General features: G+C 42.0%; 21 protein-coding genes and 1 pseudogene. 10 read left to right on the top strand and 12 right to left on the bottom strand.

Features of this window, described 5'->3' with window-relative positions; all coding sequences use genetic code 11:
* Positions 1 to 175: 175 nt before the first annotated feature.
* From IQ276_RS18545 to IQ276_RS18530, 4 genes are read right to left on the bottom strand one after another with little or no spacing between them, the layout of a single operon-like run.
* A complete protein-coding gene (locus IQ276_RS18545) occupies positions 176 to 2284 on the bottom strand; it encodes a substrate-binding domain-containing protein (protein WP_193914746.1) in 2109 nt (702 codons plus the stop codon).
* A 14-nt stretch (positions 2285 to 2298) separates the two neighbouring features.
* A complete protein-coding gene (locus IQ276_RS18540; RefSeq protein ID WP_193914745.1) occupies positions 2299 to 4419 on the bottom strand; it encodes a substrate-binding domain-containing protein in 2121 nt (706 codons plus the stop codon).
* 21 nt (positions 4420 to 4440) lie between these two features.
* Positions 4441 to 5346, bottom strand: a complete 906-nt coding sequence (locus tag IQ276_RS18535) for a DUF1822 family protein (protein ID WP_221705608.1) — start codon at positions 5344 to 5346, stop codon at positions 4441 to 4443.
* Positions 5343 to 6059 (bottom strand): TetR/AcrR family transcriptional regulator, encoded by a 717-nt coding sequence (locus IQ276_RS18530; RefSeq protein ID WP_193914743.1) that lies wholly within the window; start codon positions 6057 to 6059, stop codon positions 5343 to 5345. The genes IQ276_RS18535 and IQ276_RS18530 overlap by 4 nt, the downstream gene beginning before the upstream one ends.
* 584 nt (positions 6060 to 6643) lie before the next feature.
* On the opposite strand from IQ276_RS18530, the gene IQ276_RS18525 reads away from it, so the two are divergent.
* Both IQ276_RS18525 and IQ276_RS18520 read left to right on the top strand, forming a co-directional pair.
* The gene (locus IQ276_RS18525) at positions 6644 to 7357 is read left to right on the top strand and encodes a PspA/IM30 family protein (RefSeq protein ID WP_193914742.1); all 714 of its coding nucleotides are present in this window, start codon (positions 6644 to 6646) and stop codon (positions 7355 to 7357) included.
* Between the two features lie 6 nt (positions 7358 to 7363).
* Entirely contained in the window at positions 7364 to 8227 is an 864-nt protein-coding gene (locus tag IQ276_RS18520) for a phosphate ABC transporter substrate-binding protein (RefSeq protein WP_193914741.1), read from the top strand.
* A gap of 170 nt (positions 8228 to 8397) precedes the next feature.
* Here IQ276_RS18520 and IQ276_RS18515 read toward each other — a convergent pair whose 3' ends face one another.
* The gene (locus IQ276_RS18515; RefSeq protein ID WP_193914740.1) at positions 8398 to 8979 is read right to left on the bottom strand and encodes a Uma2 family endonuclease; all 582 of its coding nucleotides are present in this window, start codon (positions 8977 to 8979) and stop codon (positions 8398 to 8400) included.
* Between the two features lie 695 nt (positions 8980 to 9674).
* On the opposite strand from IQ276_RS18515, the gene IQ276_RS18510 reads away from it, so the two are divergent.
* Together IQ276_RS18510 and IQ276_RS18505 are read left to right on the top strand one after the other, a co-directional pair.
* A complete protein-coding gene (locus IQ276_RS18510) occupies positions 9675 to 9875 on the top strand; it encodes a type II toxin-antitoxin system HicB family antitoxin (RefSeq protein ID WP_193914738.1) in 201 nt (66 codons plus the stop codon).
* Complete coding sequence (locus IQ276_RS18505) at positions 9872 to 10075, top strand: type II toxin-antitoxin system HicA family toxin (RefSeq protein WP_193914735.1); 204 nt, start codon at positions 9872 to 9874, stop codon at positions 10073 to 10075. The genes IQ276_RS18510 and IQ276_RS18505 overlap by 4 nt, the downstream gene beginning before the upstream one ends.
* Positions 10076 to 10166: 91 nt before the next feature.
* On the opposite strand, the gene IQ276_RS18500 is transcribed toward IQ276_RS18505, so the two are convergent.
* A complete protein-coding gene (locus IQ276_RS18500; RefSeq protein WP_193914734.1) occupies positions 10167 to 12215 on the bottom strand; it encodes an elongation factor G in 2049 nt (682 codons plus the stop codon).
* A 282-nt stretch (positions 12216 to 12497) separates the two neighbouring features.
* Here IQ276_RS18500 and IQ276_RS18495 point away from each other — a divergent pair, with 282 nt between their 5' ends.
* The 3 genes from IQ276_RS18495 to IQ276_RS18485 all read left to right on the top strand — a co-directional run bounded on the left by IQ276_RS18495 (position 12498) and on the right by IQ276_RS18485 (position 14779).
* Positions 12498 to 13412, top strand: coding sequence for a tetratricopeptide repeat protein (locus IQ276_RS18495; RefSeq protein ID WP_193914732.1), 915 nt, complete (start codon positions 12498 to 12500; stop codon positions 13410 to 13412).
* A gap of 362 nt (positions 13413 to 13774) precedes the next feature.
* A complete protein-coding gene (locus IQ276_RS18490; protein WP_190876778.1) occupies positions 13775 to 14323 on the top strand; it encodes a phosphate-starvation-inducible PsiE family protein in 549 nt (182 codons plus the stop codon).
* A 210-nt stretch (positions 14324 to 14533) separates the two neighbouring features.
* The gene (locus tag IQ276_RS18485) at positions 14534 to 14779 is read left to right on the top strand and encodes a hypothetical protein (protein ID WP_190876776.1); all 246 of its coding nucleotides are present in this window, start codon (positions 14534 to 14536) and stop codon (positions 14777 to 14779) included.
* Positions 14780 to 15201: 422 nt separating this feature from the next.
* Here the strand turns inward: IQ276_RS18485 and IQ276_RS18480 are convergent, their stop codons facing one another.
* The 6 genes and pseudogenes from IQ276_RS18480 to IQ276_RS18455 form a co-directional block, all read right to left on the bottom strand.
* A complete protein-coding gene (locus IQ276_RS18480; protein ID WP_193914729.1) occupies positions 15202 to 15771 on the bottom strand; it encodes a single-stranded DNA-binding protein in 570 nt (189 codons plus the stop codon).
* A gap of 272 nt (positions 15772 to 16043) precedes the next feature.
* On the bottom strand, positions 16044 to 16247 hold the full coding sequence (locus IQ276_RS18475) for a hypothetical protein (RefSeq protein ID WP_193914727.1): 204 nt from the start codon (positions 16245 to 16247) through the stop codon (positions 16044 to 16046).
* Positions 16228 to 18596: pseudogene (locus IQ276_RS18470) on the bottom strand (DUF3769 domain-containing protein). The gene IQ276_RS18475 and the pseudogene IQ276_RS18470 overlap by 20 nt, the downstream one beginning before the upstream one ends.
* A 412-nt stretch (positions 18597 to 19008) precedes the next feature.
* The gene (locus IQ276_RS18465) at positions 19009 to 19125 is read right to left on the bottom strand and encodes a photosystem II reaction center protein I (RefSeq protein ID WP_015141200.1); all 117 of its coding nucleotides are present in this window, start codon (positions 19123 to 19125) and stop codon (positions 19009 to 19011) included.
* A 376-nt stretch (positions 19126 to 19501) separates the two neighbouring features.
* On the bottom strand, positions 19502 to 20200 hold the full coding sequence (locus IQ276_RS18460) for an acyltransferase (RefSeq protein WP_235115772.1): 699 nt from the start codon (positions 20198 to 20200) through the stop codon (positions 19502 to 19504).
* 971 nt (positions 20201 to 21171) lie between these two features.
* Positions 21172 to 21339, bottom strand: a complete 168-nt coding sequence (locus IQ276_RS18455; protein WP_193925592.1) for a hypothetical protein — start codon at positions 21337 to 21339, stop codon at positions 21172 to 21174.
* 593 nt (positions 21340 to 21932) lie between these two features.
* On the opposite strand from IQ276_RS18455, the gene IQ276_RS18450 reads away from it, so the two are divergent.
* From IQ276_RS18450 to IQ276_RS18440, 3 genes are all read left to right on the top strand, one after another.
* On the top strand, positions 21933 to 22256 hold the full coding sequence (locus tag IQ276_RS18450) for a hypothetical protein (protein ID WP_193920927.1): 324 nt from the start codon (positions 21933 to 21935) through the stop codon (positions 22254 to 22256).
* Between the two features lie 589 nt (positions 22257 to 22845).
* A complete protein-coding gene (gene glgP / locus IQ276_RS18445; protein ID WP_193920929.1) occupies positions 22846 to 25410 on the top strand; it encodes an alpha-glucan family phosphorylase in 2565 nt (854 codons plus the stop codon).
* Positions 25411 to 25690: 280 nt separating this feature from the next.
* Complete coding sequence (locus IQ276_RS18440; RefSeq protein ID WP_193920931.1) at positions 25691 to 26551, top strand: Rpn family recombination-promoting nuclease/putative transposase; 861 nt, start codon at positions 25691 to 25693, stop codon at positions 26549 to 26551.
* Positions 26552 to 26559: the final 8 nt, after the last annotated feature.

Here is a 26559-nt window from a genome sequence, read left to right as displayed (position 1 = left end):
CGTTTCACAAAAACCCTGATAATAATTTATTTTTTGGCGTTGCTGATTTCATGTATGAAAACGATTGTGCATGATATCAAAATCCTTGTAGAGACGTTGCAATGCAACGTCTTTACATCTGGATTCATACCGCGATTCACCAACGCCTATTTTTTGGTACTCCCTTACTACTAAATTAGCGTACCCGAACAAACCCAGCTTGCTGAACTAAATCTTGCCCTTCAGCCGTCAATAGATAATTGGCTAAAAATTCTCCAGCTTTTTCATCCTCTTGACCATCTTGTTTAATAATTATGAACAAGTAACGTGATAGTGGATAGGTATTGTTTTTTATAGCTTCAATATTGATTTTATTATGTTCCCAAGGACAATTTTTACCTGGCATTTTTCCTGGTTTATCTGGAGCAACTTTTGTCTTATTCTTGAGAATAATTGGTATAGTTTTGACACTACATTGATTAATCACTTGAGGAGCAGAAGCATAATAAATACCTCCAGGAGATTTTTTGACCAGGTTTAGAATTTCGGTTGGAGTAATACTAACAAAGGTAACAGGTAAATCTAATTGATTATGTCCTAAAATACTATCTTTTAAAAATGCAGTTGAACCACCGTTTCCAGAATGGAAGTATGGTGTAATTTGAATATCAGGGCCACCAACTTCTTTCCAGTTAGTGATTTTATGTGTATAGATATCTTTAAGTTGATCTATGCTCAAACCAGGAATATTTAAATCACGATTAACAACGATCGCAATTGCATCCATTGCTACAGCAACCTGCTTCAACTTTATTCTTTTCGTAGTCGCACGTTCAGACTCGTCATCATTTACAAATCTTGAAGACTCAGCAAAAGATATTTGACCTTCTAGTAACATCTTGATTCCTGTTCCCGAATTTTGTGGCAGACTAGGATGCTTCCAGTATATCAATTTAAATTGAGGCCACTTTTTTTTAATCTTCTCATTAACTAATGCTCTAATTGGTGCGTATGATGTACTACCACCATCCCGAAATGTTCCCGTAGGAGGCGATGGTAAGAATATATTCCAACCAATATATGCAGCACTACCGATCGCTACACTAATTAAGCCAGTTAACAACCACGGCTTAATATTTTTCTGAGGTTGATGAATTGAATTATCTGGCTTTACAGGAGGCAATATTCGGGGGGAAACTCCACACAATCCCTGCCAATTCAACGGCTCAAAATTTGGTTCAATACAAATTGTTGGCAACCAAATTGCACCTGGGTAATCAGACTTAAAATGTTCTAGGCGTTTACGTGCTTTTTGCACAGAAGTAAACAGGGAGTTGTTACGGGAAAACTCTTGAAAAAAGTACTTTAAAAACTCTACAGCTACGGGGTCTGGGACGGGTTCCCGCATGATAATAATTTGAGGTAAATGTAGTTGGGCAATTTGGTTAGCTAATCCCAAACCATCGCAGGAATTAAAAATTCCTAATTGCAATCCTTTATGAATAGCTTGCTTGAAAGCTTCCTTAAACTCCTCAATAGTCAAACTCTCTTTATTGTTCAGTTCAATCCAACCTATTTGTCCATCTTCTTGACTGCCACTGTGTCCCGTAAAGACGAAAATATGGTAGCCTTTTTCATCCCAAAGCGCTTCACACAATTCCTTGCGGCTAGGCTGAATTAAACAGACTACTTCTACCCCATGTTTCTCTAAATCTTGAATTACCTTTAAGTCATCTTTTGTATTAATGCCGTCACTTCTACCGACAGCAACTAATATTCTAACTTTTGTACTTTTGGGAACTAGTTTATTGCTCTGTTGATTTGCGCTTTTGGGGGTACTCAGGGCAATTTCGGTTTGGGGATAATGTTCTTCAAATAAGTTCCATGCTTGCCAAGGAAGGCGGCGTAAATCAATATCTATGGCATCAATTATTACACGAATTTCATCATTTGATTGATGCAATTGTTGAGCGATCGCAATTAATCTATCCCGAATTGGTCGCCACTTGCTATCCCCAGAGTTGAGCCATTGATTCAGGTAATCTTTGACTGCTCCTGTGTGTTCTGCATGAGAATGAATGGTGACACTTTTAGGTGTCAGACGTAACCCCGGTGCAGGAGCAACACAAGACCGCACAGCCTCAATTTGACGATAAGCTGTCTGCCATTGATTGAAAGATAATTCTAATTCTGGTAATAATGGAGGCAGAAACCCTTCTGTTTCTTCATCCAAATTCTTTGCCCTCAGAATCACTAAAAATCCCTTTTCTGAGGTGCGTCTGAGTTTTAAGTTGACCACCGCCATTGCTGTCTCCTTACTCAACGGATACGCACAAATCCAGCTTCATTCATCAGTTTTTGTCCTTGATTTGTTAGTAGCATTTTGGCGTATGCTTCGCCCGCTTGTTGTTCTAAATTGCCATTATCTTGCTTAACTATGACAAACATCTGACGTGTAATTGGATACTCACCTGTTTTGAAAGCATCGATGTTTAACTTGTTGCGCTGATTTAGACATTGATCGCCTTTAATCAAAGGTTCTATGTAAGGAGCTACAAAATTGTTGCCTTCTTTGGCGATTGGCAATGACTTAACCGTACATTGGGGAACAACTTCTGGTGCCGAAGCATAGTAAATACCGCTGCGATCGCTTGCTAATTTTCTCAGACCATCTGTTGTATTGTAAACGTATACTACGTTACTTCCGAGTTTTTCTTCACCGAGAATATTGTCAACTAAAAACTCGACAGTGCCTCCGTCTTCAAAGTGACGTGAGTAGGCAGTAATTTTTAGATCGGGACCGCCGACTTGTTTCCAGTTAGTTATTTTACCTGTATAAATATCTTTGATTTGTGTTAGAGTTAACCCTGGAATTTGCAGATTGGGGTGAACAGCGATCGCTAATCCTTCCAAACCCACTGGAATTTGTTTTAGCAATCCCCGTTGTTGAGATTGTTGATACTCTCTTTCTGCGATCGGGCGGGACGATTGAGAAAAGGTCAATTGTCCTTCCAACAACATCCGAATTCCCATACCAGAACCTGGTGTACCCTTAATTGGATCGGTATAACGTAATTCAAATTTCGGATGGGCTTTTTTGATTTCAGGATCTATATATTTGCGAATTGATGCCCAAGATGTACTACCACCATAAAACCATGTTCCTTCGGGAGCAGTGATGGAACTAAAATCGGAGTCGTGTTTTTTGCTAATCAAAGAATATAATACACCACCGCTAACAACCACACCAACCAAACCAATTAATAACCACGGCTTAATGTTTTTTTTGAGTTTATGATTTGAATTCTCTGGCTCGATTTTAATCGGCTTTGGCGGAGAAATTCCGCGCAATTCTTCCCAAGTCAATGGTTCAATATTGGCTTGGATACAAATTGTTGGCAACCAAATTGCACCAGGGTAATCTGACTTAAAATGTTCTAGGCGTTTCCGTGCTTTTTTAACAGAAGTAAATAGTGATTTATGATTATGGGTAAATTCTTTGAAAAAGTACCTTAAAAAGTCTATTGCTACGGGGTCAGGTACTGGTTCCCGCATGACAATAACTTGAGGCAAATGTAGTTGTGCAAGTTCGTTAGCTAATCCCAGACCATCGCAGGAATTAAAAATTGCTAACTGTAATCCTTTATCAATAGCTTGCTTTAAAGCCTCCTTAAAATCTTCAATACTCAACCTATCTTTGTCATTGAGTTCAATCCAACCTATCTGTCCATCTTCTTGACTTCCACTGTGCCCTGTAAACACAAAAATATGATAACCTTGGTCATCCCAAAGCGCTTCACACAAATCTTTGCGGCTAGGCTGCATTAAACAGAGTACTTCCACTCCATCTTTTTCTAAATCCTGAATTAGTTTTAAGTCATCTTTTGTATTAATACCATCGCTCCTACCAACAGCAACTAAAATTCTGATATGTTGGCTTTGAGGAACTAGTTTATCGCTCTGTTTATTTTTATTTTTGGGCGCACTGAGAGCAATTTCGGCGTTGGGATAGTGTTCTTCAAATAAATTCCATTCTTGCCAAGGAAGGCGGCGTAAGTCGATATCTTTGGCATCGATGATGACGCGAATTTCTTCATTTGACTGATGCAATTGCTGAGCGATCGCAATTAGTCTATCCCGAATTGGTCGCCACTTGTAATCGGAAGTATTCAGCCATTGATTTAGCTGGTCTTTGACTGCGGCAGTCTGTTCCGCGTGGGAATGAATTGTGGCACTTTTGGGTGTGAGACGGAACGTAGCACAAGAACGCACAGCCTCGATTTGGCGATAGGCTGACTGCCATTCATTAAAGGATGATTCTAAATTTGCTGGTAACGGAGGTAGAAACCCTTCTGTTTCTTCATCCAAGTTCTTCACCGTCAGAATCACCAGAAATCCATCTGGTGAATTGCGTCTGAATTTCAACTTGACGATCGCCATTGTTGTCTCCTTTTGTTTGTTTTAAACAACAAACTCTTCCATCAGACTTGTTTCCCCTAACACTATCTTGACACTGAATTTTTCCTCGTGTTGGCAGCTAAACTCTAGTTGCATCCAATCATCTGAGCTTCTTGCTTGCACTTCCATGCCAGTGTTTCCATCTGTATCAAGGACTATCAGTTGTAAAGAAGCTGGTAGATGAATAGCATCATCACCCGGATAAACCCGCAGGCGAATGTCGAAAACTTCACTGTCGGTGGGAGTTAACTGCACTAACAACAGCACTTGTCTGCCTAAGTTAATCACTTTTGCCCGACTGATGGAATTTGTGGAAGGGCGAGTCATTGTAGTACTGCTTCTGAAATTGTTAGCAAACACTAACTCTGGGGGTTGCCAATCTGCTTGGAAGATTCCCGTCACCCATTGACGCAGATTTACCAATAGCGAACGCCTATGTATAATCTCGAAAAGAGCATCAAAAGATTGTAATTGTCCTATTTCCAGTATTTGTGGTGATTCAGTCATCGTCACTGCTGGGGTAAATCCCAGTAATTCTACATAATCTAACTGCTGATTAAACTGAACTGCTACATAACCAATGCGATCCTGTGTCATCGTCGGAGGTAAGACGATGGCAACCTCACCCGGTAACACCGGACGACATTCAAGTTTGCCAACACCAGGCAACACTAAGTCAGCAACATCAAAAATCGCCCTTAAACCGCGATGCCAGCTATCGCCTTGATTTAGGGCTGTTTGAATGTTTAGCCATTTGAGATAACTGTGAACGGCATAAACGGCTAGGGTATTAAGATAAACTTGTTTTCCCTTTTGGGGGTTATCTTGCTGGGCGGCAAATTCCTCAGCCCAACGATGGGCATTTGGAGGGAGAGGGACGCTTAAAACATGTGATTGTGTGCTACTCATTGGTCGTATCCGAAATTAATCCCAATTTCTCTTAACAGGGGAAGACAATTTTTCTTCCAGTGAGAGTAAAGAGTTTGATTGCTTATATTTAAATCTCTAGCAATATCAGAGATTTTATGAGGTGGATTTTCCACAAGTAAGCGCATTGCCAATAACTGACAATGGCATTCTGGTTTTTTTCGCAGATGACTAGCTGTTAATTTACCTTCTTCATCTTGCTCAATGTATTGCCAGATGCGTTTTCCAAGGCACTGACGCTGATTTTCCTGAATTTGGGCAATTTTGATATCCAGTAAATCTAAGGTAATACTTTGTGAGTGACGGTCTGGCAAGATATTCAGCAGGCTTGTTTCGTCGCCCTCATCGTTACGGGTAAGTCTGTCTAAACTAATAGTATAATTACTGTCTGAGATGTATAAATCTTTAATCCGCCACTTGAGAAAGCCATTAATCCAGATTACTAGGCTTTGTTGCAGAGAAGGCGATACTCCTTCGGAGTCACTTCGTGATCGCGCTTCAAATGCACAAATCTTCCGGCTCACCCATTCCCAAGTTAGATTTAACGCTTCTAAATAGTCTTGGTGCCCAGATTTATAAATACCAGGGAGTTGTTGAATAAGCACAAGCAGTCTGTTTAATGCTTTCTGCCTCGCTGGACTGGGGTCTGGGTAGCAGCATACCTCATCAATTAGTTTTTTAAGTTGTTCATCCACAACGATTTTTCTCCCAAGCTGCTTGAGTGGGTATTAACTACTTACCCGAAAGACAAAAAAGCTTTTGCTGCTTGAGTTTACCTGATTTTTAATTCAGTTATTACTTGTGGATGTTACAAATATCAAAAAGTTTTTATTACTCTTGCCAGAGAAAATTCATAGATAGCATGGCACGACGTTAGGCTAAAACCCAAAAGCCTTTTCTATCAAGGATTTGGGTTTATTTTATTGCCCTTTATACTGAGTCATTTCATAAAGATAGAAATATTGGATGTGAATCTAATAAGACTAAGAGCAATCGGAAACCAATAACTTAGGCAACAACTCTCTTAAACTCCTATTTCTCTGTGTTCTCTGCGTCCTCTGCGGTTTGATTTTCCGTTACCTGTGTGTAGTAAGTCCTGGTTCTTTGGGAAAAGAGCGATCGCGCTCCATTAAGTCTAAAAATTCACTTTTATTTTAGTGCCATTCATCCTCAGTCATTTCATAAAAATAAAAATACTGGATGTAAATCTAATAAGAGTCGCAATCATAAAACTTGCTGTATCTGATTCAAAGCAATCTTAGTGAAATAGGTGTGTTATATGAAAAAAGTTATGTACTGGTTAATGGGTGAAAAAGCCGGACGAACCATAGTCGGTACTTGGAATTGGCTATGGGGAATGCCGATAGAATCTGGTGGTAAAGTAGCTGTTGCCGTAGCTGAAGAATCACTTCAATCAATGCAAGAATCCGTCCAAAAGCTGGCTGAAGCTGTTGCTATGCAAGAAGGTTCTTACAAAACAGCCAAAAACAAATATGAGACAAAAGTCAAAGAATTAAGGACTTTAGAACAGCAAGCAAATATTGCTCAGCGCAGTGGTAATCCAGAAGCAGCACGGATGGCAATGACCAAAGCAATTCAGACAGAGCAAATCTTGCCGAAGTTGGAGGAGTTAGTCAAGCAAGCCGAATCGGCTGTAAATGCTTCCAAAGACAAGCTAAATCGAGAGCGCATGAAGCTAGAAGCCTACAAAGCTGACATGCAAAATATGAAAGATATGTCAGAGGTGAACGAAGCACTAGCAATGATTACCAAAGTCAATAATGAATTTGACATTGGTTCGGCTAAAAGTGACTTTGAAAAAGCTAAAAGTGCAGTTGAGCGGCGGAATTTAAAAACAGGCGCTTTAGCTGAAATATCTGAAAACCCAACTGAAAAACTCCAAGCAGAAATAGAACGTATGACTGTAGATGACGAAGTATCTCGTCGTTTGCAGATGTTAGCTGAATCAAGTATTGAAAAAGTACCAGAGTAAAAAGTTATGAGTCAAAAAAACGCTCCTCCTCCAATTGTTTTTATCCTGATTTTTTTCGCTTTAATCGGTGGTGGCTACTGGTTCTTTTCCAACCGGGAATCAGCACCTGTAATACCAGTTACTAATTTTTCCCCAGGCCCAGATTCAGTACCTAGTGGTACTACTGTAAGAATAGACGGTTCTACTAGCATGGTGACAATTAACCAAAATCTCAAAAGAACTTTTGAGAGGCAATTTCCGGGTGCAAATGTTATTACTAGTGCCAATGGTTCTCAAAATGGTATCGCGGATTTGTTAGCAGGTAAAACGGATATTGCAGCGGTATCTCGACCCTTGACTGCACAAGAACAGAGTCAGGGATTAGTGGCGGTATCTGTGACAACAGATGCGATCGCTCTTGTGGTTGGCAAAGCAAATCCTTTCAATCAAGGATTAACCAGCGCCCAAGCCGCAGATATTTTTCAGGGCAAAATTAACAACTGGTCAGCCGTAGGTGGTAACAATGGAACTATCCGAGTTATTAATCGACCAGCAGTTAGTGGAACTCATCAAGCATTTCAGGAAATAGTGCTAAAAGGAGCTAATTTTGGCGCAGCACCAAACATCACAACGTTGCAACGAGATGCCACAACTCCCCTACTCCAAGCTTTAGGAACTGATGGCATCGGCTATGCTACTTTTGCACAGGTTGCTAATCAGCAAACAGTGCGATTTGTTCCAATTGACGGGTTAACGCCAGATGCAAGTGGTTATCCCTACCAACGGCAGTTATATTATGTCTATAAAAATCCTGCTAGTCCTGGAGTTCAAGCATTTTTAGGTTATGCAACTTCGGCTCAAGGACAGCAAGCGATGATTTTGGATAATTGATTGATCATTCGTGAGAGACAAGATACCCGACTTTTTTTAAGAAGTCGGGTATCTATGAGTAAATATTTTTGGTCTAATTACGAATTACGAATTACGAATTACGAATTATTTTGAATTTCCTCTCTTACCCATTGCCTAAATGCTCTAAGTGTTGGACTTCTACCTAAAGTTCAGCTCTGTTCGACAAAACTGGGAATTGCTTCAAAAATAAGCAATTTTGGAAAATTATGACTAATTTCAGACTCAATATATTTGCCATACTGAAGAATATTAATTTGTAGTTTCCCATTTTCATATCGCCAAAGTTCAGGAACTCCTAGCGCTTCATAAGCATCTAATTGGGTTTTGGAAGTAACATCAACTTCAATTGCAAGGTCAGGTGGTGGGTCAACTTTTAAGTCTATTCGTTCTTTCCCAATCATCCGAGTATGATTTTGAATGTAGAAAGAATCATCAGGCTCTACACCAACAGCCATATCTTCACGTTTGAAAGTGGTTGAGCCAAATGTCTCACAATCAATTTCTAACTCTTCCAGCAGAATTTTTACCAAATCTCCAATGATTACTTTGGCTTTTTCATGCTTCGGTAATGGCATTCTCATCTCCAAAGTTCCGTAGCTATAAGCCAATCGAGTGGCTCGATGGTTGCCAAGTTCTTCTAAAATTGCCTCAAATTCTTGCCAGCTAACATCGTGGAATATTACTCTATGTCCCGGCGGCACACTTAATTGTTGTAATTGCAGTGTTACCATCACTTACCATTGAAATTTAAGGTTTAAGCTTGCAAAAGCCAGCATTAAACTATCGTAGCAAGGAATAATCCTGAACTGTCAAACTTTTGATTATATCTGCAAAAATAAGTGCTGTTACTTGAGCTATATTTCAGGGAAAACTATGTCTATAGCTTCTTTATTAGAACAAGATTGAGAAATAGTTATGGATTTAAATGGATTAATTTGGACTAAAAAATACTGGAGACGGGTTTAATATTTATCGTCTTGTACAAGTAGTTTGGATAACGGATAATTGGGACGATCCTCCAGAAAACCATAAAGTGTTTGATTGCACTATTAATTTCCCTCGATTTGGAAAAGCAATAAAATTGGAAAATATACACGCATTCCAAGAACGTTGGGGTAAAGAAAAATTAGCGTTTCAACAGCACGTCCGAAACATATTAAACATTCACTAACAAAGCCCTGCATATTGAAATGCAGGGCTTTGATTTGAGAGAAATTCAAAACAATTACTTGCCGTTACCGTTACCACCATTACCATTGCTAGCTAGCACACGTTCGGCGAGTTTTTCTGGTACCTCCTGCAAATGGTCGTATGCCCAGTGGAAGGAACCAACGCCTAAGGTGAGCGATGCCTACCTTGGGCGCCTACGCAACTATAAAATGTAGTTACGCTAAGATTTACAACACGAGAATACAACAGATTTATTATGAAAATTAAGGCGGTTATCTGGGAAGAAGATGGTGTTTGGTGTGCTTCTGTACCGGCTTTACCAGGATGTCATACTTGGGGAGAAAGCTACGAACACCTGTTAGAAATGCTTAAAGATGCAATCCAGGGTTGGCTTGAAGTTGCTAGCCAGCAGGAAGAACTTGAACCCGATAAACAGCTGATTGAACTATCCCTATGAAATCAGTTTCCGGCAAAGCCTTATGTAAAATCGTTGAACGGTATGGCTGGAACCTGAAACGGATTACTGGAAGTCACCATATTTATGCCAAGGAAGGTGTTATTCTCTCTATTCCTGTTCATGGTAATCGCGATTTACCGATTGGAACACTCAAAGGACTACTCAAGGATGCAGGCCTTACCGAAGAAGACATAAACTAACAACGATTGATTGGAAACTAGTTATTAGCCCGAAACTAAAAGTTTCGGGCTAGGGTTAATTTTAGATTAATCAAAAATCCAAAATCTAAAACTACTTGCCGTTACCGTTACCACCGTTGCCATTGCCAGCTAAGACACGTTCGGCGAGTTTTTCCGGAACTTCCTGCAAATGGTCGTATGCCCAGTGGAAGGAACCAACGCCTAAGGTGAGCGATCGCAACTCTACAATAAAATCTTGCATCTCTGCTTGTGGCAAGTATGCAACTACATTATCCCAGCCTTGCCAATCGTTTCTACCTTCATAGCCTAAAATTTGTCCCCGTCTACCACTCAGCAGTTGCAACACTTTGGAGGTAAATTCGCTTGGTGTGGTCACTTCTATCCGCAGAATCGGTTCTAATAAGGTGGGTTGTGCTTGGGGTATCCCCGTTTGCATTGCTAATCGGGCGGCTTGCTTAAAGGCTTGTTCGGAACTATCAACGTTGTGGTAAGAACCGTTGGTCAAAGTTACCGCCACATCCACCACAGGGAAGCCGAGAGGCCCGTGTGCCAGAAATTCCCGCACGCCCATTTCTACGCCGGGGATGTACTGTCTCGGAACTACGCCGCCAACGATGGTTTCATTAAAGTTAAATCCTTCGCCGCGTGGTAGAGGCTTGATTTCGAGGAAAACATCACCAAATTGACCGTGGCCACCGCTTTGGTGTTTGTACCGTCCATGAACTGAAGCCACTGTTTTGCGGATGGTTTCTTTGTAAGGCACTTGCGGTAAGTGGGTTGTCATCGGCAAGTTATATTTGCGGCGCAGTCTATCCAAGGCGACTTGTAAATGAATTTCGCCTTGGCCCCAGAGGATAACTTCGTGAGTGTCGCCGTGTTGTTCCCAAGCCAGCGAACAGTCTTCTTCTAATAGCTTAGTAATAGCACCGCTGAGCTTAACTTCATCGTTGCGCTTTTCGGGTGTAATGGCGAGGGCATACACAGGTTCCAACTGTTCAGCTTTGGGTAATTGCATTGCTGAAGGTTGTTCTGTGGAAATTGTATCTCCGGTCTTGATTCCTTCTAAACGGCTCAATGCAACTATTTCACCAGCAGCAGCTTCATTAACAAACTGCTGTTGTTGTCCCATAAGACGATAAATTCCACCTGTGCGAACACCATTGAGGACAAGACCATCGGTTAATTTGCCCCGCCAAACCCGCACGAGGGAGAGTTTGCCACCTTGGGGAGTGTAGTAAGTTTTGAGTATCTGGGCTATGGGTGTATTGCCTTTGAAGTTTTTTAAGCGGCGTTCTGCTGTGGTTTCTGGTTCGGGGGCTTCCCGTAACAAGGCTTCTATTAAAGGTCTAACACCATAATCTTGTTCTGCCACACCAAAGAAAACTGGGACTACTAAATCTGCCCCTAATTCCATTTTTAAATCTTTGAGAATTTCCTCTTGGGGTGGTTCGATATCTTCTAAAAGTTCTTCGAGTAAATGATCGTCAAAATTTGCTAGGGCTTCGAGCATTTCTGCCCGTGCTGTATGTTCTTCTTCTTTTAAGCTTTCGGGGAAGGGGATGGGGTCAGCGGGTGCGCCGGGATGATATTGATATGCTTGTTCGCTCACCATGTCGATAAAGCCGGTGAGTTGTTCCCCTTGCATGATGGGATATTGGTGGGCTACTAGGGGACGGCTGGAAACTGCTTTCAGGGCGTGTAATGTTTCAAGGACATGGATATTTGCCCGATCCATTTTGTTGACAAAGACTATGTGGGGAATTTCCCAATCGTCGAGGAATTTAAATAGAGGGGCGAGGGTGAGGACGCGATCGCGTATCGGTTCGCAAACTACAATTGCGGCATCGACTCCTATTAAAGCATTGTATGTTTCTTGGGCAAATTCTACACTTCCAGGACAATCAACAAAAGTGAAACGAGTACCGTTATACTCAGTGCTAGCAGCGCTGACTTCTACACTCATGTGGCGATCGCGCGACTCAGCAGCACTATCTCCCACTGTATTGCTGTCTTTAATACTTCCTTTGCGAGAAATCGCTCCTGTGACAAATAACAAACTTTCTAGTAAAGTAGTTTTTCCACTTAAATAAGGACCAACAATTGCAACATTCCGCGAACCCGATTTTACTTTTTCGTTCATAAAACCTCCCTTGCGGTAATTGATTCCCAACCGCATTACGCTATGTATATCAGGGATAAAAAATGGTTCTCTGGAGTCAAAATTACCCCTTCTTTAATTTGTTATTATCCTACCTTTAATCCAAAGTTAAAAAAATTGTAGCCTGTTGTAAGATTTATCTTAAGAAAAGTTAAGCAACACAAAGTTTAATACTCAATCAACAAGTTTTGTAAAAAACTTCAGCATTCACCAAACTTTTTGTGAAGTAAACGTAACTGAAAATTGTCCCGATTGAGAAAATCCATGAGATTATCACCCTATAAATATCCCATAGCAACTTTAGTCAGTTTGATATTAGTGGGTATCATCTTCCCCCCCTCTCCCCCTGCTTCCCCTGCTCCTCTTCCTTCAAAGCTGGCACAATCTAATAGTCGAACTGCTGTAGACTGGTTAAACCAAGGCTTACAAGCAATTCAGGCGGGAAAAGTCCAAGATGCGATCGCTGCTTTTAAACAAGCAAGTCAATTAGATCCGACATTAGCAGCAGCCCACTATAACTTAGGGCTAGCATTACGACAAACAGGACAATTACAACCCTCTGCGGATGCATTTTATCGAGCAACCCAAGCCGATCCTAAATTTGCTCCAGCTTTTGCTAATTTAGGCGGTGCGTTGTTAGAAGGCAATAATTTAGAGTTAGCTAACGATTACTTGCTACGTGCGTTAGAACTCGATCCCAAACTAGGATTTGCTCACTATAACTTAGGGTTGCTACGAGAACAAAAACGAGATTGCGATCGGGCGATCGCATCTTTTAAAAAAGCCATACAATATAGCAAAAATGCACCAGAACCTCCTTATCATATCGGGATGTGTTATCTGCAACAAGGCAAACTCGATCAAGCTAGAGATGCTTTTAATCAAGCGGTAAAAATTAATCCCAAATATCCAGAAGCTTATTATAATCTGGGTTCAATTTCGTTTAATCAACGCAAATTACAAGAAGCGTTAGAGGCTTTTAGAAAATCAGCCGAAGCTAACTCCAACTATCCCAACGCTTATTATGGCGCTGGGTTAGTTTTTATGCAGTTACAACAATATAGCGATGCTGTACAAGTATTGCAATTTGCCAGAGATTTATACAAGGCTCAGGGTAATTCTCAATGGGCAAAAAATGCCGAACAATTGTTGCAGCAAGCACAAAACTTAAATCGATGAATAGTGAGTAGTGAACATAAGAATTTATAATTCAGAATGGGCTACGCCCCGCTGCGCTAACAGAATGAAAACAGCCTTTACACGAGGGTTTGAGATTTTGGTTGTGTACTTCACTTTCCTTGAAATACGCTGTAATAATTCAGGGGTCAGAATAGTTAACTAATCACGAGAATATGTTGATGAGTCAATATACCAATCCTACTAGATTCCTTATAAATTCTGACTCTTGAATTATGAATTCTGCTGTAACTGATAAATTATCAACCTCCCTGAGGCATAAAAGTTTAATATTGCGTAACATAAAACTATTGGGTTGACTCGCTGGTGTTGTCTGAAGTTGTCCTGATAGGAATGAAACGTACATGCAAAAGCGCCTGAAGAGTCGATTTTTATTTTGCGATCGCTGGCTAGATCGCCACTCAATAGTTCGCAACATGGAAGCCTTCCAAGACTTAATTGTGATTGTCTTGTGTTTGGGTTTGTTCGCCGTCATGCTGATCCAATTGTGGGGTATAGGTATTGCCCTCACGCAGCCATTAGACTATAAACATGTGACTGCAAAAATACTATTCGTGTTGATTTTAGTCGAGTTATTTCGACTATTAATGGTCTACTTACAAGAACACAGTATTTCTGTGGGAGTAGCAGTTGAGGTAACAATTGTTTCTGTTCTCCGAGAAATAGTAGTTCACGGAGTATTAGAGATTTCTTCCTTTCAGACAGCTGCAATTTGCGGCTTATTGTTTATTCTGGGTGGGTTATTGGTAGTCTGTGCTAAAACGCCGCACATGGATTGTATGAGTGCTAACACTAAGTTGTGTCCTATTGTCTATAAAGGAGGTAGGGAACGACAAAAGGATCTGGAATTCCAGTATTCACGTCAATGTGATGAAAATCAACCTCTTGGATAAATTGCTATGAAACTAGGGAGTGGGGAGTGGGGAGTGGGGGATGAGGAAGATGGAAGAGAAATAACCAATGACAAATGAGAAATACGAATTAATATAAACTACCCTTATAACGTACTTCCGACGTATTCAAGTATACTCTTTTTGGGAGATGAATTGCTCTTTTAGGGTGAGTATAAAGTTAATTAGAAATCCTACAAAGAGGTTCAAACAATGGCTAAAAATACAGGTAATGGACAGTCTCAAGAACCAATTAGCAATTTGGAGTACGATTTTGTCACCGTATTGCATAACAAGGCTGAAGCTGTTAAAGCTTACGATACTTACATTAAAGATGCACAACAAGTTGGTTCCCAACCTTGTGTAGAGTTGTTCCAAAAATTGCGGCAATCTGATATTGAGCAAGCAAAAGAAATTCGCCACCACCTACAAGAAGTGATGCAACACGGTAAGATGTAACCAAATGTGTAGATGCAATAGACTTGTCTAAGGGGCTTAGTGGTCTATGTCATGAGTGATATTATGCCGCTATGGGGTAATGTTTGATAGTTGAAAGATGTAGTAGGGGTTCCCATTCAGATGCGGTACAACATTATATCGCCAGGTGTAGGGGCACGGCACTGCCGTGCCCCTACAGGTGTACCTCACGTTTGTCGGGAAACGCTATAGTAGCGATCGCCTCTAGCAAGCACTTGATGATGTTTAAAATATTATCGAGTGCAGTAATACAAATACGCAATTTGGGGGCACGATAAAAGTTAAAGTCGAGAGGAGTAGTAACACTCCCCTCGACTTTAGTTCTGGGAATCTCTTCGACTCATACCATTTCACGAAAAAATGATACAAATATAGCAAATTGAAGACACGCTAAACTACCAACTTTAGAACGGAATATCATCCGGATCTGGTTCTTCTTGTTTCACCGCTGGGTAGGTGGTTCGTTCGTAATTTGCAGGTTGGGGTACGGGTTCGTAATTTGTCGCTGGGGGAGTAACGTTAACGGGACTTGTCGCTGGGGTAGGTACTGGACGTTGTGACTCATAAGTGGGAATATTTGTCTCCGGCGGACGAGATGCTGATGGTTGTCGTGGAGATGTTTCGGTGAATGATGGAGTTACGGTTGCGGAGAAGGATGTAGTATTAAAACTACCTCCAACAGATTGAATTTGTTGTACTGTTAATTCAGCGCGTTTTTCTTTAAAACCTTCTTGACGCTCAACAGTAGTCATACCTAAACGTCCTACCAAGATAACGCGATCGCCTTGGTGATAGTTTTGCTGAATTTCTGTTGCTAAATTCCCCCAACCAACTACTTTTAGGGTAGCTGGCGGATCTTCTGGTTTCTGAGAATTGGGAAACTGTACCAGCATTTCCGTGACTCCCAGATTATCCGCTGTGTAGCGCAGTTGCGGCTCGTTAACAATTTCCGCCATTAAAACGCAGCTGTTCATTAAAATTACTCCTGACTGCAAAAAGTGCTGATTGAAATAGAGGGCGTTTTTCTATGTAGCGCCAATTAATATCTAAATATGTTTGAAGAAGAATACAGAATTCAGAATACAGAATTCAGAATCACTGTTCTTGAGGATTGGGATTCGCCACCTAGAAGCACCACAAAATTGAAAATTGGGGATGGTGTTTTACCATTGTATTCATCTACCAGAAGTTACAAATTCAATTCTGACTCCTGACTCCTGACTCCTGAATTCTGAATTCTGAATTCTTACTTTTTAGTCATTTCTAGCATAAAAGCCAAGCGATCGCTTTGAACAGCATTAAATATGCCGCTCGCCACTTCCGCCTGACTAGGATGAGCATTGAATTCTGCATTGAGTAGTATAATTGTACCATTAATTGCAGAAATATCAAAAATTCCAGAGCAAAAATTAAGTTGGGAGCGATTTTGACTAATAGTTCTGTTGGACACCACCGACTACTGGCTTAACTTCAGAAAATGGATCTGCACCGCCATTCCAGTTAAAATCACTAATTCGGATGCTGAAAGCACCGAATTCCAGTACCGGATTGTAACGCAAGGTGATGCCGTAGGTGCGGCGGCTGTATTCCACAATGTAGTCAGTGCTGGATTCTTTACCTGTATCTAAGTTAATTGATGTTTGAAATCCTAAGCGCAGAGGTCCGTAGATTTGCTGTGTAATTCCAGCACTTAAGACTTTGTTATCAACGGAGCGATCGAATAAAAAAGGCGATAATCCGTTATTTAAACCTTGAGAGTAAGTAATGTTAAAGGCGGTATAGTCTAAAAAGGGTCGAGAAAAATGACCAATCTGCCCTTGTAAACCAATCGTACCAGTTAGGGTGCTTTGGCTATCTCCATTGGTATAATAACTGCTGGTGCCTGTGAGTCCAGTAACCGCTTGCAAGTAAGGAACTACAGGGCTAGCTGTGTATCGTAATCCCTCACTGGCTGTGGGTGGTAATGGTTTTCCCTGCCAGAGTAAGAACCCAGTACTGAGGGCAGCACTGCCTTGTAGGCGGCCTAGTGAAATGCGATCGTTTTGCCGCCCCAGTTCTAGTAAATCTGGGCGATCGGTGTTGGCATCGATATACTGGGCACTTGCTTGATAGCTGAGGTTGATGCCACTTTTCCCTAGAGGAATCACAGGAGAAGTAATTAGACCACCAAAACTACTCTGGACGGTTTGAAAGCCAAGGGTACCGTTGTATAGACGATCGCGGTAATTATATTGCACATTCAAGAGATGAGGAAGGCGATCGCCTATTTTTTGGCGCAATGCGAAATTCGCCCGGAAACTGTCTTCCACATTGTTCAGGTCAAAACTGCTTAACTCTCCAGTACCTTGAAGTATAGTTCGTGGGCTTAAAACAGAATTTATCTTTGTTTTGACGCCAAACAGTGCGCCTAAGTTATCCGTTCCTTGCACAGCTTTCTGTACTAAGAACTGGGGCGTTATTGTCCAACGTGTCTGCTCTGTATCGATGACTTGAAAGCCACGCTCAACATAGAAACCACCCCGGTCTTCTCCATCATAGCCAGGAGAGACTATAAAGGGTGTAACGTCGCGCTCCCGGCGGTCAATTTTCTGCTCATCCACCGGAATTGGTAAGGAGATGCTTTGATCTAATACTAAACGCTGACTCTGTGTCCGGATGCGGTCTACCAAGGGTGATTCCCGCGTCAAAGTGACTTTATCTGCACGTAACTCTAGTTCTGGGGGTGAAAAAGGGTCATTGGTAATACGGACATCCCTTGCTTGCCAGCCTTGGGGATAGAAGTCAATCTGTTGGGCTTCAAATCTCACCCGCTTGACTGAACCGCCAGCTATGGGGGGCGCAATGTTGGTAGCTTGTGCTTCACCACCACCAACTGTGACATTAATTCCTCCAGGACTGCTGACTCCTGAAAGCGGCTGATTGGCTATAACGCGATCGCTTGGTGGACGTTTTGGTACTCCACCAGCTCTTATATCTGTGGATGAGAAGGCAAAATCTGTATCGGTTGAGGGTAAATAAATTTCTCCCCTACCATTTAACATTTCGCCGCTATCTTGAACAAAATTATAGGTAAAACGTTGTCCTCGCAGTACCTGGTCGCCCCGTGTGAGAGTTACATTACCTTCTCCCGCAGCAATCAAGTTATTTAAATTAACTTGCAAGCGATCGGCATCCACTACCGCTCCATCAAATCGGACAACTACATTACCAACAGCCGTAATAATCCGCTGTTGTTCGTCGTACTCTTGGCGATCTGAAGTCACTTCCACAATTCTGGGCGCAGCGGGTGGCGTTGTGGTAGCTGGCGCTTGTGGCTGATTGGTGGTGTCTACTTGTGGCGTAGGTGTTGGTGCTTGGCTTTGGGAATAAAATTCTACGGTGATGGGCGGCCCAGAGTTGCTTTGTGGGGTTGCGAGATTTGAATTGTATTAAATTTTGTACTGATTGAGAATTTGATGCAGAAGCAGGAGGGGGGACGCGGGGAGGGGGGACGCGGGGAGGACAGACTAGAGTTAGAGGTAGGAGAGTCTAATGAGGTTTGTTTTTCTTCATTACTAGAGTTGGGATTTGGCGATCGCTCTTGAAATTCTTGAGATAGTTCAAGCTGCGCGTCTTCCTGTCCCTGTACCTTTGTATCTTGTTTTTCGCCTAAATTAGAAATTTGAAATTGCTGGGTGGGATAACCAACTTCTAGAGATTGCCCCAGAAGTGCTGCACTTGGGGGGGCGGTGACAGAGGAAAATTCTGGGGGGAAAGTTTTTGGTGGATCGGGTACAGATGGAGTTTCGGCGAATAGCAACTTATGACGAGTTGATTCGCTCTCAGTTGGCGATCGCGGATCGCTTTTCGTGTCACCTGCGATCGCCAACTGAGCCAAATCATTGCGATCCTTGGATTTGTCTGTGTTTAAGTCTATCCCAGTCTTGACACCTGAAGCAGACTTTGTATCACTAACAGACGAGACGGGATTGGCAGCTTGTAAAGGTTCGAGGATAGGAGGCGGATCGGGCGGCAGAACTGGATGAAGCATATTTGGGCAAAACCGAGCTAACAAACAGCCAAATGACGAACAAAAGCATGAATATACATTTTGCCTTCTGACTGTCGCCTTCTGCTACTTTGAGCAGGAAACTTACTAACTTTAGCCTAGTAAGTTTCCGTGGCGTTGAGTATTTTCCGCCTTCCAAAGTTGTGGATGATTTATCGCTCTTTTACTCCAAGTCCCGACGGCCGGGGTTACGAGCTGGGTCGTTCGACAAAAATCCGAAGACGAAGATAGCTACAAAGAAGGCAACAACAATATAAACAGCGATTTTTAAAGTCACCATACAAATATCTCCAACGGGTATGACAAAGAGAGCTTTTCTTTCAGTATCTGCCATGCAGAAAAGGTAGCTACTTTATATTACCCACATCTCGTCCCTTTTTGAGACGACTTTCTGGGGATTGGGGACTGGGGACTGGGGACGCGGGTAAATGAGAGGCAAAGAAGATGATACAGAGGCGATTAATCGCGTCTCTACTCACTCCCAATGCCCAAGTTTATTGAGAATCGTGCATGTCTAACTTGATAGATGTCCCTAAAAAATAACTCAGAGACTAGCTATTCTCGTGACGTTAACTAACAGTATAAGTTTCCCAAAAAGTAGAGGTTACAGGGAACACTTCCCATACCCCAATCCCCAATCCCCAATCCCCAATCCCCTATTTCTCCTGAAGTGTTGCTAAATTCTTCCCGATTCGGTTTTTGATGACTCGTGCAGGTATGCCTACAGCAACGGAGAAAGGAGGAATATCTTTATTGACAACTGCTCCCGCACCAATCACACAGCCTTGACCGATGGTAACGCCATCTAATACTGTTACTCCGTGTCCTAGCCAACAGTCATCCTCAATTACAATTCCCTTGCGAGTCACACCTTGGTATTTTATCGGTTGTATTGGGTCGGCAAAATTATGATTATTGGCATATATCCCTGAGTGGGCAGCAATCATACAGTGTTTGCCAATTTTAATGTCTCCTGGACCTTCAATACACACGTTGGGAGCAATAAAGGTGTCTTCATCAATATGTATAGACGTATCTGACAAACACCCGATATCAACGTAACGTTCAATAGCGACTCTATTCCCTAGATGAATTCTATTATTTTTGTGTCCTCTAGCATCCAACCGCACACCTTGGAAAATATATACTCCACTGCCAATTTCAATACAAGAAGTACCGTTAAATTCAACACCATTTTGAATATAAACTTGGCTACCTATTTGGGCAAAAATAGTACGATATACCAAATTTCGCAACTTTGGTCCGAGAATGAGTGTAGGAATATCTCCTAACACAGTAGTTACTAAAAGTTCTTGGGCGCGTTGCAATTTTGAAGAATATTGGTCGTTATGCATGGTTACATATCTCTTCAATCAAGTGTTGTTGACAGTTTTGAAGCTTTTTTTGGGTTGTATCCTAATCTCCTGCCCATACCAGTATTCTCGGTATGTCTTAATACCTGATTTAGATTAGCGGTATTACTATATTTCCCAAGATTTTTTTTGGACAAACCAAAGTCTGGCTTTGACTATGTGAGCAATTTTTTAACTTTGATGTGGTATGAACACTCAATTGATATGGACAATTACCTTGGTAACTAGAAGCTTTTGCAGCAGTCAGCGAATTTTGGATTTTAGATTTACGATAGCGCAGCTAAGCCGAGTCTTCTCCCAAGGGGAGACGCCAAGGGCGATAGCGCCGGCGGCAAGCGAGTCATCTCCCAAGGGGAGACGCTTTAGCGCAACGAGCGTCACGAGCGTCTTTTGGATTGACCCCGCGCCACTTGCGGTACGGGACTTGGGGATGCAAGAATTTTAAATTTTGGATTTATTCCGCCCACAAGGGGGAGCCACTGCGGTGGACGGGAAACCCTGCATAAAGCAAGTGGCATCGGGGCATGAACCGAAATAATCTAAAATCTAAAATCTAAAATCTAAAATCTAAAATTGGCGCGGTCAAGTTACATCAAAGTTTTGTTTCTTTTCACTAGGCTGAATTAACAAAACAACATCAGTGCATTGCAGAGCCAAAGCTCAGACTATTAAATTGTCTGATGGGAATATTTGCAGGTTGAGATAGGCTACTGTTTTGGTTATTGGGCAAAAAATTTTTAAAGCTTGTTACACGATTACGCATAGAGTTGTTTACCTGAAGGTTACTTCTTCTCAGGCAGTTTTAGCGTGTTAAAACAACTCAGTCCCACAAGCTATTTGACAACAAAATACATTTAACTAGACTCTTTTAATGACCAGAGACAATCTCTGTCTAGCAAGATAATGTAATATTGTTGGATTTTGATGGGTACTTGTGCCCAAATAAAATCCAATTAAGGTGGATTATCTCCTACATCAGCCATCACATTGAAGTTAACCATCGGTGCAAACAAGTAAGCGCTTCCCCGACTGCTATGACGGCTTTCTTGCAACGAATTTCTAGAGTATGCTGCTCCAATCATGTTGCACACGGATGATTTATAGACCAACCAATTCATCATTGTAATTAGATGAACGGCTTTTAATTACAATTGTTTTTAACGATAACACATTTTATTTTTAGTGGCGCAATATTCTTAAATCAGTTGATTTTCCGGCTATTTACTGATAAAAATTAGGCAAATCAGCTAAGTTTTTTACGGGAATTAGGGAATGGGGAGTGGGGAGTGGGGAGATGAGGGAGATGAGGGAGATGAGGGAGATGGGGGAGATGGGGGAGGTAGGGGTACTAATGACTAATGACTAATGACTAATGACAGTTTGTCGGCTTTTTTGTTGATATTTATACCGTTACTTAATTCTAAAAAAATTTGCGGTTCGTGTTAAATTCAGATTGATATCTACTATACTTAATGACACCCTCTTTCTCTTGAAAACCAAAAAGCTAAAAATTATCTTCTTCCCTGTTACTTATATCTGAAAATTTGTAAATCACCCAAATGGGTGAGCCAAGCGGGTGATGCGTGCTTGGGATTGGTTGTTATAAATTTTATGGAAAGCTAAAACGTATCTGAGTTTCAGGGAAAAGTTGACAAAGCAATATGTAATGCTGAAATTGAGGTATCGCTTTTAACTCACACACTTGGTTCAAATTATGGCTTTAATTAAAGAAATTGTGGAAAAAGCTCTAGCTACCGGCTATCTGAGTATTGTAGCTGAAGACGAAGTGCGATCGCTCATTCAAAGTGATTATGATTCTGATGATCTAGATGCTTGGATCTTATTACAGCGATCGGTTGTAGCGGGTGATGTCAAGCAAGAATCGCGTCGCAAAAAAGTTTCTCCTTCTCCTAAAACTAAGGACGCTTCATCGGGTATTAAACATGCTTATCAAATGGCAGCGGAGATTGCTTATGCAGCAGCCATAGCTCTCACAATGTCCAAAAATACTAAGGATCAGCCTTCACTAGGTGCATAAAATAACACCTATTAAATTGTTTTTTTGTTGTAGTATCAATGTTTGATACTAGGTGGTTAGCGTAGGCGTATCCCGTCGTAGACATCGCTTTTTCTGCTTAACCCCTTGCTACAGTTTTCGTCAGCGAGAATTTTTAGCTAGACGAAACAATCTTATGGGTTCGCATAAACATAGGTTAACCTGAACCCACCCATTATAGTGACTCTATGTCAGCATCAAGATATTAAAAAATAATTAAAATTTTAACGGCTCATGGGATTGGCTATGGTAAATTTTCAGCCTCAGCTAAGACGCGAGAATTGATCCCCTGAATGAATACTAAAATAAATATAAAATATTTCTTGAAAACTAAGATTCTTTTAAATGATACACACCAGTCAATGATTAAATCTTAATATACCAAGTACATGGCTGAAAGTAAGACATAGAATAAAAAACACCTTGGTGTAAACTACAGCAACGAGGTTAAGAAAAATTCTCAATGCTTAACAAAGTCATCGCTTTTTCACAAACTAAACTATAGAGAATTGGCAACATTGGTAAAGAAAGTAAACAATAACCATAGCTAAACTTGGAGTTTTGCCAACCTATGCAGCCAATTCGCACATTTAACGTCTCCCCCTCACTACCGCAGCGACTCGAACCGCTGCGGCGGCTGGCATATAACTTGCACTGGGATTGGAACGTTGAGACTAAAGATTTATTTCGTCGCTTGGATTCCGACCTGTGGGAGTCTAGCCGCCATAACCCGGTGTTGATGCTGGGTACTATTTCTCAGGCTCGGCTTTTGGAAGTTGTCGAAGATGAAGGCTTCCTGGCGCAAATGGATCGAGCTAACCGTCAGTTAGAAGATTATTTGCAAGAGCGCACCTGGTATCAGAAACAACGCGAACATAAGCCAAAAGAATGCTACGCCTATTTTTCGGCGGAATTTGGACTTGTGGATTGTTTGCCCGTCTATTCTGGAGGCTTGGGCGTTCTGGCGGGAGATCACCTCAAATCTGCTAGTGACTTGGGGCTACCACTTGTAGGTGTAGGTTTACTCTACCAGCAAGGCTACTTTGCCCAGTATCTCAATGCTGATGGTTGGCAGCAGGAACGCTACCCCATCAACGATTTCTACAACATGCCTTTGCACCTAGAACGCAATCCAGATGGCTCAGAACTGCGAATTGCGGTCGATTATCCAGGACGCAAGGTGTACGCCAGAGTTTGGCGCGTACAGGTGGGAATGGTGCCTTTATATCTGCTAGACACCAACATTGAACCTAACAATCCCTACGACCACGACATCACAGACCAACTCTATGGTGGCGACATCGATATGCGTATCCACCAGGAAATTATGCTGGGGATCGGTGGCGTGCAAATGCTCAAGGCCTTGGGGTTGAACGTTACCGCCTACCACATGAATGAAGGTCACGCCGCCTTCTCTGCCCTAGAACGCATCCGGCTGCTGATTCAGGAAGAGGGATTGGATTATGCCGAAGCTAAACAGGTAGTGGCTTCCAGTAATATCTTCACCACTCACACCCCAGTACCAGCAGGGATTGACCTGTTTTCTCCTGATAAAGTTTTGTACTACCTGGGGTACTATGCAGAAATCTTTGGCTTGCCCAAAGAACAATTTTTAGGACTGGGGCGCGAAAATACAGGTGATTTATCTGCGCCTTTCAGTATGGCAGTACTGGCGCTGAAAATGGCAACATTTTCTAATGGCGTAGCACAACTACACGGCGTAGTGTCGCGGCAAATGTTCCAGGGCTTGTGGAAGAAAGTGCCAGTGGAAGAAGTGCCCATCGCCGCCATTACCAACGGTGTTCATGCTCGGAGTTGTGTTGCCAAATCAACTCAAGAGTTATACGATCGCTACCTGGGGCCAAATTGGTCGTCAGCACCAGTAGATAGCCCACTGTGGGAGCGGATGGACGCCATACCCGATGAGGAATTGTGGCGGAATCACGAACGCTGTCGCTTAGACATGATACTGTATGTGCGCGATCACATGGTGAAGCATTTACGCGATCGCGGCGCTTCGCCCTCAGAAATCGTCCAAGCCCAAGAAGTTTTAGACCCTTACGCTTTCACCATTGGCTTTGCTCGTCGCTTTGCCACCTACAAACGCGCTACTTTGTGGATGCGCGATGTAGAACGCATCAAGCGGATTTTATTAGCCAATAAAGACCGCAAGGTGCAATTTGTCATCGCTGGGAAAGCACATCCTAAAGATATTCCCGGTAAAGAACTCATCCGCGACATCAATCACTTTATCCGCGAACAGCATTTAGAAAAGCAGGTAGTGTTTGTTCCTAATTACGACATTCACATTTCCCGGTTGATGGTAGCAGGTTGTGATATTTGGTTAAACACACCGCGTCGTCCACGGGAAGCATCTGGTACCAGTGGCATGAAAGCGTCAATGAATGGATTGCCAAATTTAAGCGTACTAGATGGTTGGTGGGATGAAGCTGATTACGTCCGCACAGGCTGGGCAATTGGACATGGAGAAAATTACGACGATCCCAACTATCAAGATGAAGTAGAAGCAAACGCCCTCTACGATTTGCTAGATAAGGAAGTTGTACCGCTGTTTTATGAAGATCGGGATAGTGATGGCTTACCGCGGCCGTGGGTTGCCAAAATGAAGGATGCAATTCGCTTGAATTGTCCATTCTTTAATACAGCGCGGATGGTAGGAGAATATGCACAAAGGGCTTATTTTCCAGCTAGCGATCGCTATCATACCCTGACCGTTGATAACTATGCCCCAGCCAAAGAACTAGCCGCTTGGAAAGCAAAACTCAGCGAACACTGGTTCAACATCAGAATCAAAGATATTGACGTATCCACACCTGCGGATATTGAAGTTAACCAAACTGTAGCTGTCAAAGCTAAGGTTGATTTGGCAACTTTGAACAATGATGATGTGCAGGTGGAATTATATCAAGGTGCGATCGATGCCAATGGTGATATTGTCAACGCTATACCAGTGGTGATGGATTACCAAGGCGAAGATACCCAAGGATTGAGTACTTACACTGCTAACATTACCTACACCAACTCTGGTTTGCAAGGCTTGTCTTTGCGGGTATTACCGAAAAATCAACATCTGGCTAACCCTTATGAGCCAAGGTTGATTGCTTGGGCAGAATAAGACTACTGAATAATTTTTGAATACTCAAGATTAGGCGTTGCTGATTTCAATTTAGCAACGCCTTTTATAAGACAATTAGAAAAATGATTGTGACAGATTGATTCACACCAACCCAGACACCAATACTGCTCGGTTAAAGAATTTTTTGGTTGAGGCAAGCAGGGGGAGCAGGGGGAGAAATGGAGGCAGGGGAAGAGTTTTGCCTCCCACGCCAGCCTCCCCTGCTTATCCGAGCAGTATTGACCCAGACACACAAAGCGATTGACAACCCAAAATTAAAATGCGTCGAGACTCGATATTTTACAAACTATTTCAACAATCCCCGACTTTGCTATTTGAACTATTAACAAATCCTCCCACAAATGCAGAAGCTTATCGATTTGATTCAGTCGCTATCAAAGAACCGAAATTTGAAATCGATGGGGTATTTTTACCACCAGAAAATGCAAGTCCGGGTGTTGTGTATTTCTGTGAGGTACAATTTCAGAAGGATGAAAGGCTCTATGAAAGGGTATTTGCAGAATCATCTTTATATTTCTACCGCAATCGTGACAGATTTAACGATTGGCAGGTAGTGATAATTTACCCTTCACGCAGTATTGAACAAAGTGATATTTATCCCCATCGAAATCAACTCAATGGCGATCAAGTACATCGGGTTTATCTAAATGAATTGGGAGATATTCGCTCCCTACCTGTGTGGGTGGCATTGATGGTATTAACTACGGTAGACGATGAACTTGCACCCGTCGAGGCGAGATATTTACTTGAGCGTTCCTCTGTGGAACAGCCAGAAACTGCAAGTCGCGCCATAATTGAGTTAGTAACCACAATCTTAGTGTACAAATTTGAACAATTAAGCCGAGAGGAGGTAGAACAGATGTTAGGAATAACGCTTAAGGAAACGAGAGTTTATCGAGAAATTAAGGAAGAGGGACGAGAAGAAGGACGAGAAGAAGGACGAATTGAGGGAGAGCGATCGCTCATTTTCCGATTACTACAAAGACGGGTGGGAGAATTACCTCAAGATATCCGTGAATCTATTGAAACTCTCTCCTTAGAAAAATTAGAAAATCTGGGCGAAGCATTGCTTGATTTTACCAGCTTGGCTGATTTGCAAGTTTGGTTAGAAGCACTTTAAAGTTAGGA

It is taken from the genome of Desmonostoc muscorum LEGE 12446, from assembly GCF_015207005.2.
GTDB lineage: Bacteria > Cyanobacteriota > Cyanobacteriia > Cyanobacteriales > Nostocaceae > Nostoc > Nostoc muscorum.
This window is presented reverse-complemented; position numbering and strand designations above follow the sequence as displayed.

Excerpts from the sequence above, each read along its gene's own strand:
- IQ276_RS18525 (WP_193914742.1), top strand. The coding sequence starts at position 6,644 with ATGAAAAAAGTTATGTACTGGTTAATGGGTGAAAAAGCCGGACGAACC.
- IQ276_RS18495 (WP_193914732.1), top strand. The coding sequence starts at position 12,498 with ATGAGATTATCACCCTATAAATATCCCATAGCAACTTTAGTCAGTTTG.
- IQ276_RS18500 (WP_193914734.1), bottom strand. The coding sequence starts at position 12,215 with ATGAACGAAAAAGTAAAATCGGGTTCGCGGAATGTTGCAATTGTTGGT.
- IQ276_RS18485 (WP_190876776.1), top strand. The coding sequence starts at position 14,534 with ATGGCTAAAAATACAGGTAATGGACAGTCTCAAGAACCAATTAGCAAT.
- glgP (WP_193920929.1), top strand. The coding sequence starts at position 22,846 with ATGCAGCCAATTCGCACATTTAACGTCTCCCCCTCACTACCGCAGCGA.
- IQ276_RS18510 (WP_193914738.1), top strand. The coding sequence starts at position 9,675 with ATGAAAATTAAGGCGGTTATCTGGGAAGAAGATGGTGTTTGGTGTGCT.
- IQ276_RS18515 (WP_193914740.1), bottom strand. The coding sequence starts at position 8,979 with ATGGTAACACTGCAATTACAACAATTAAGTGTGCCGCCGGGACATAGA.
- IQ276_RS18455 (WP_193925592.1), bottom strand. The coding sequence starts at position 21,339 with ATGATGAATTGGTTGGTCTATAAATCATCCGTGTGCAACATGATTGGA.
- IQ276_RS18545 (WP_193914746.1), bottom strand. The coding sequence starts at position 2,284 with ATGGCGGTGGTCAACTTAAAACTCAGACGCACCTCAGAAAAGGGATTT.
- IQ276_RS18465 (WP_015141200.1), bottom strand. The coding sequence starts at position 19,125 with ATGGTGACTTTAAAAATCGCTGTTTATATTGTTGTTGCCTTCTTTGTA.
- IQ276_RS18440 (WP_193920931.1), top strand. The coding sequence starts at position 25,691 with ATGCGTCGAGACTCGATATTTTACAAACTATTTCAACAATCCCCGACT.
- IQ276_RS18505 (WP_193914735.1), top strand. The coding sequence starts at position 9,872 with ATGAAATCAGTTTCCGGCAAAGCCTTATGTAAAATCGTTGAACGGTAT.
- IQ276_RS18540 (WP_193914745.1), bottom strand. The coding sequence starts at position 4,419 with ATGGCGATCGTCAAGTTGAAATTCAGACGCAATTCACCAGATGGATTT.
- IQ276_RS18480 (WP_193914729.1), bottom strand. The coding sequence starts at position 15,771 with ATGAACAGCTGCGTTTTAATGGCGGAAATTGTTAACGAGCCGCAACTG.
- IQ276_RS18535 (WP_221705608.1), bottom strand. The coding sequence starts at position 5,346 with ATGAGTAGCACACAATCACATGTTTTAAGCGTCCCTCTCCCTCCAAAT.
- IQ276_RS18490 (WP_190876778.1), top strand. The coding sequence starts at position 13,775 with ATGCAAAAGCGCCTGAAGAGTCGATTTTTATTTTGCGATCGCTGGCTA.
- IQ276_RS18450 (WP_193920927.1), top strand. The coding sequence starts at position 21,933 with ATGGCTTTAATTAAAGAAATTGTGGAAAAAGCTCTAGCTACCGGCTAT.
- IQ276_RS18460 (WP_235115772.1), bottom strand. The coding sequence starts at position 20,200 with ATGCATAACGACCAATATTCTTCAAAATTGCAACGCGCCCAAGAACTT.
- IQ276_RS18520 (WP_193914741.1), top strand. The coding sequence starts at position 7,364 with ATGAGTCAAAAAAACGCTCCTCCTCCAATTGTTTTTATCCTGATTTTT.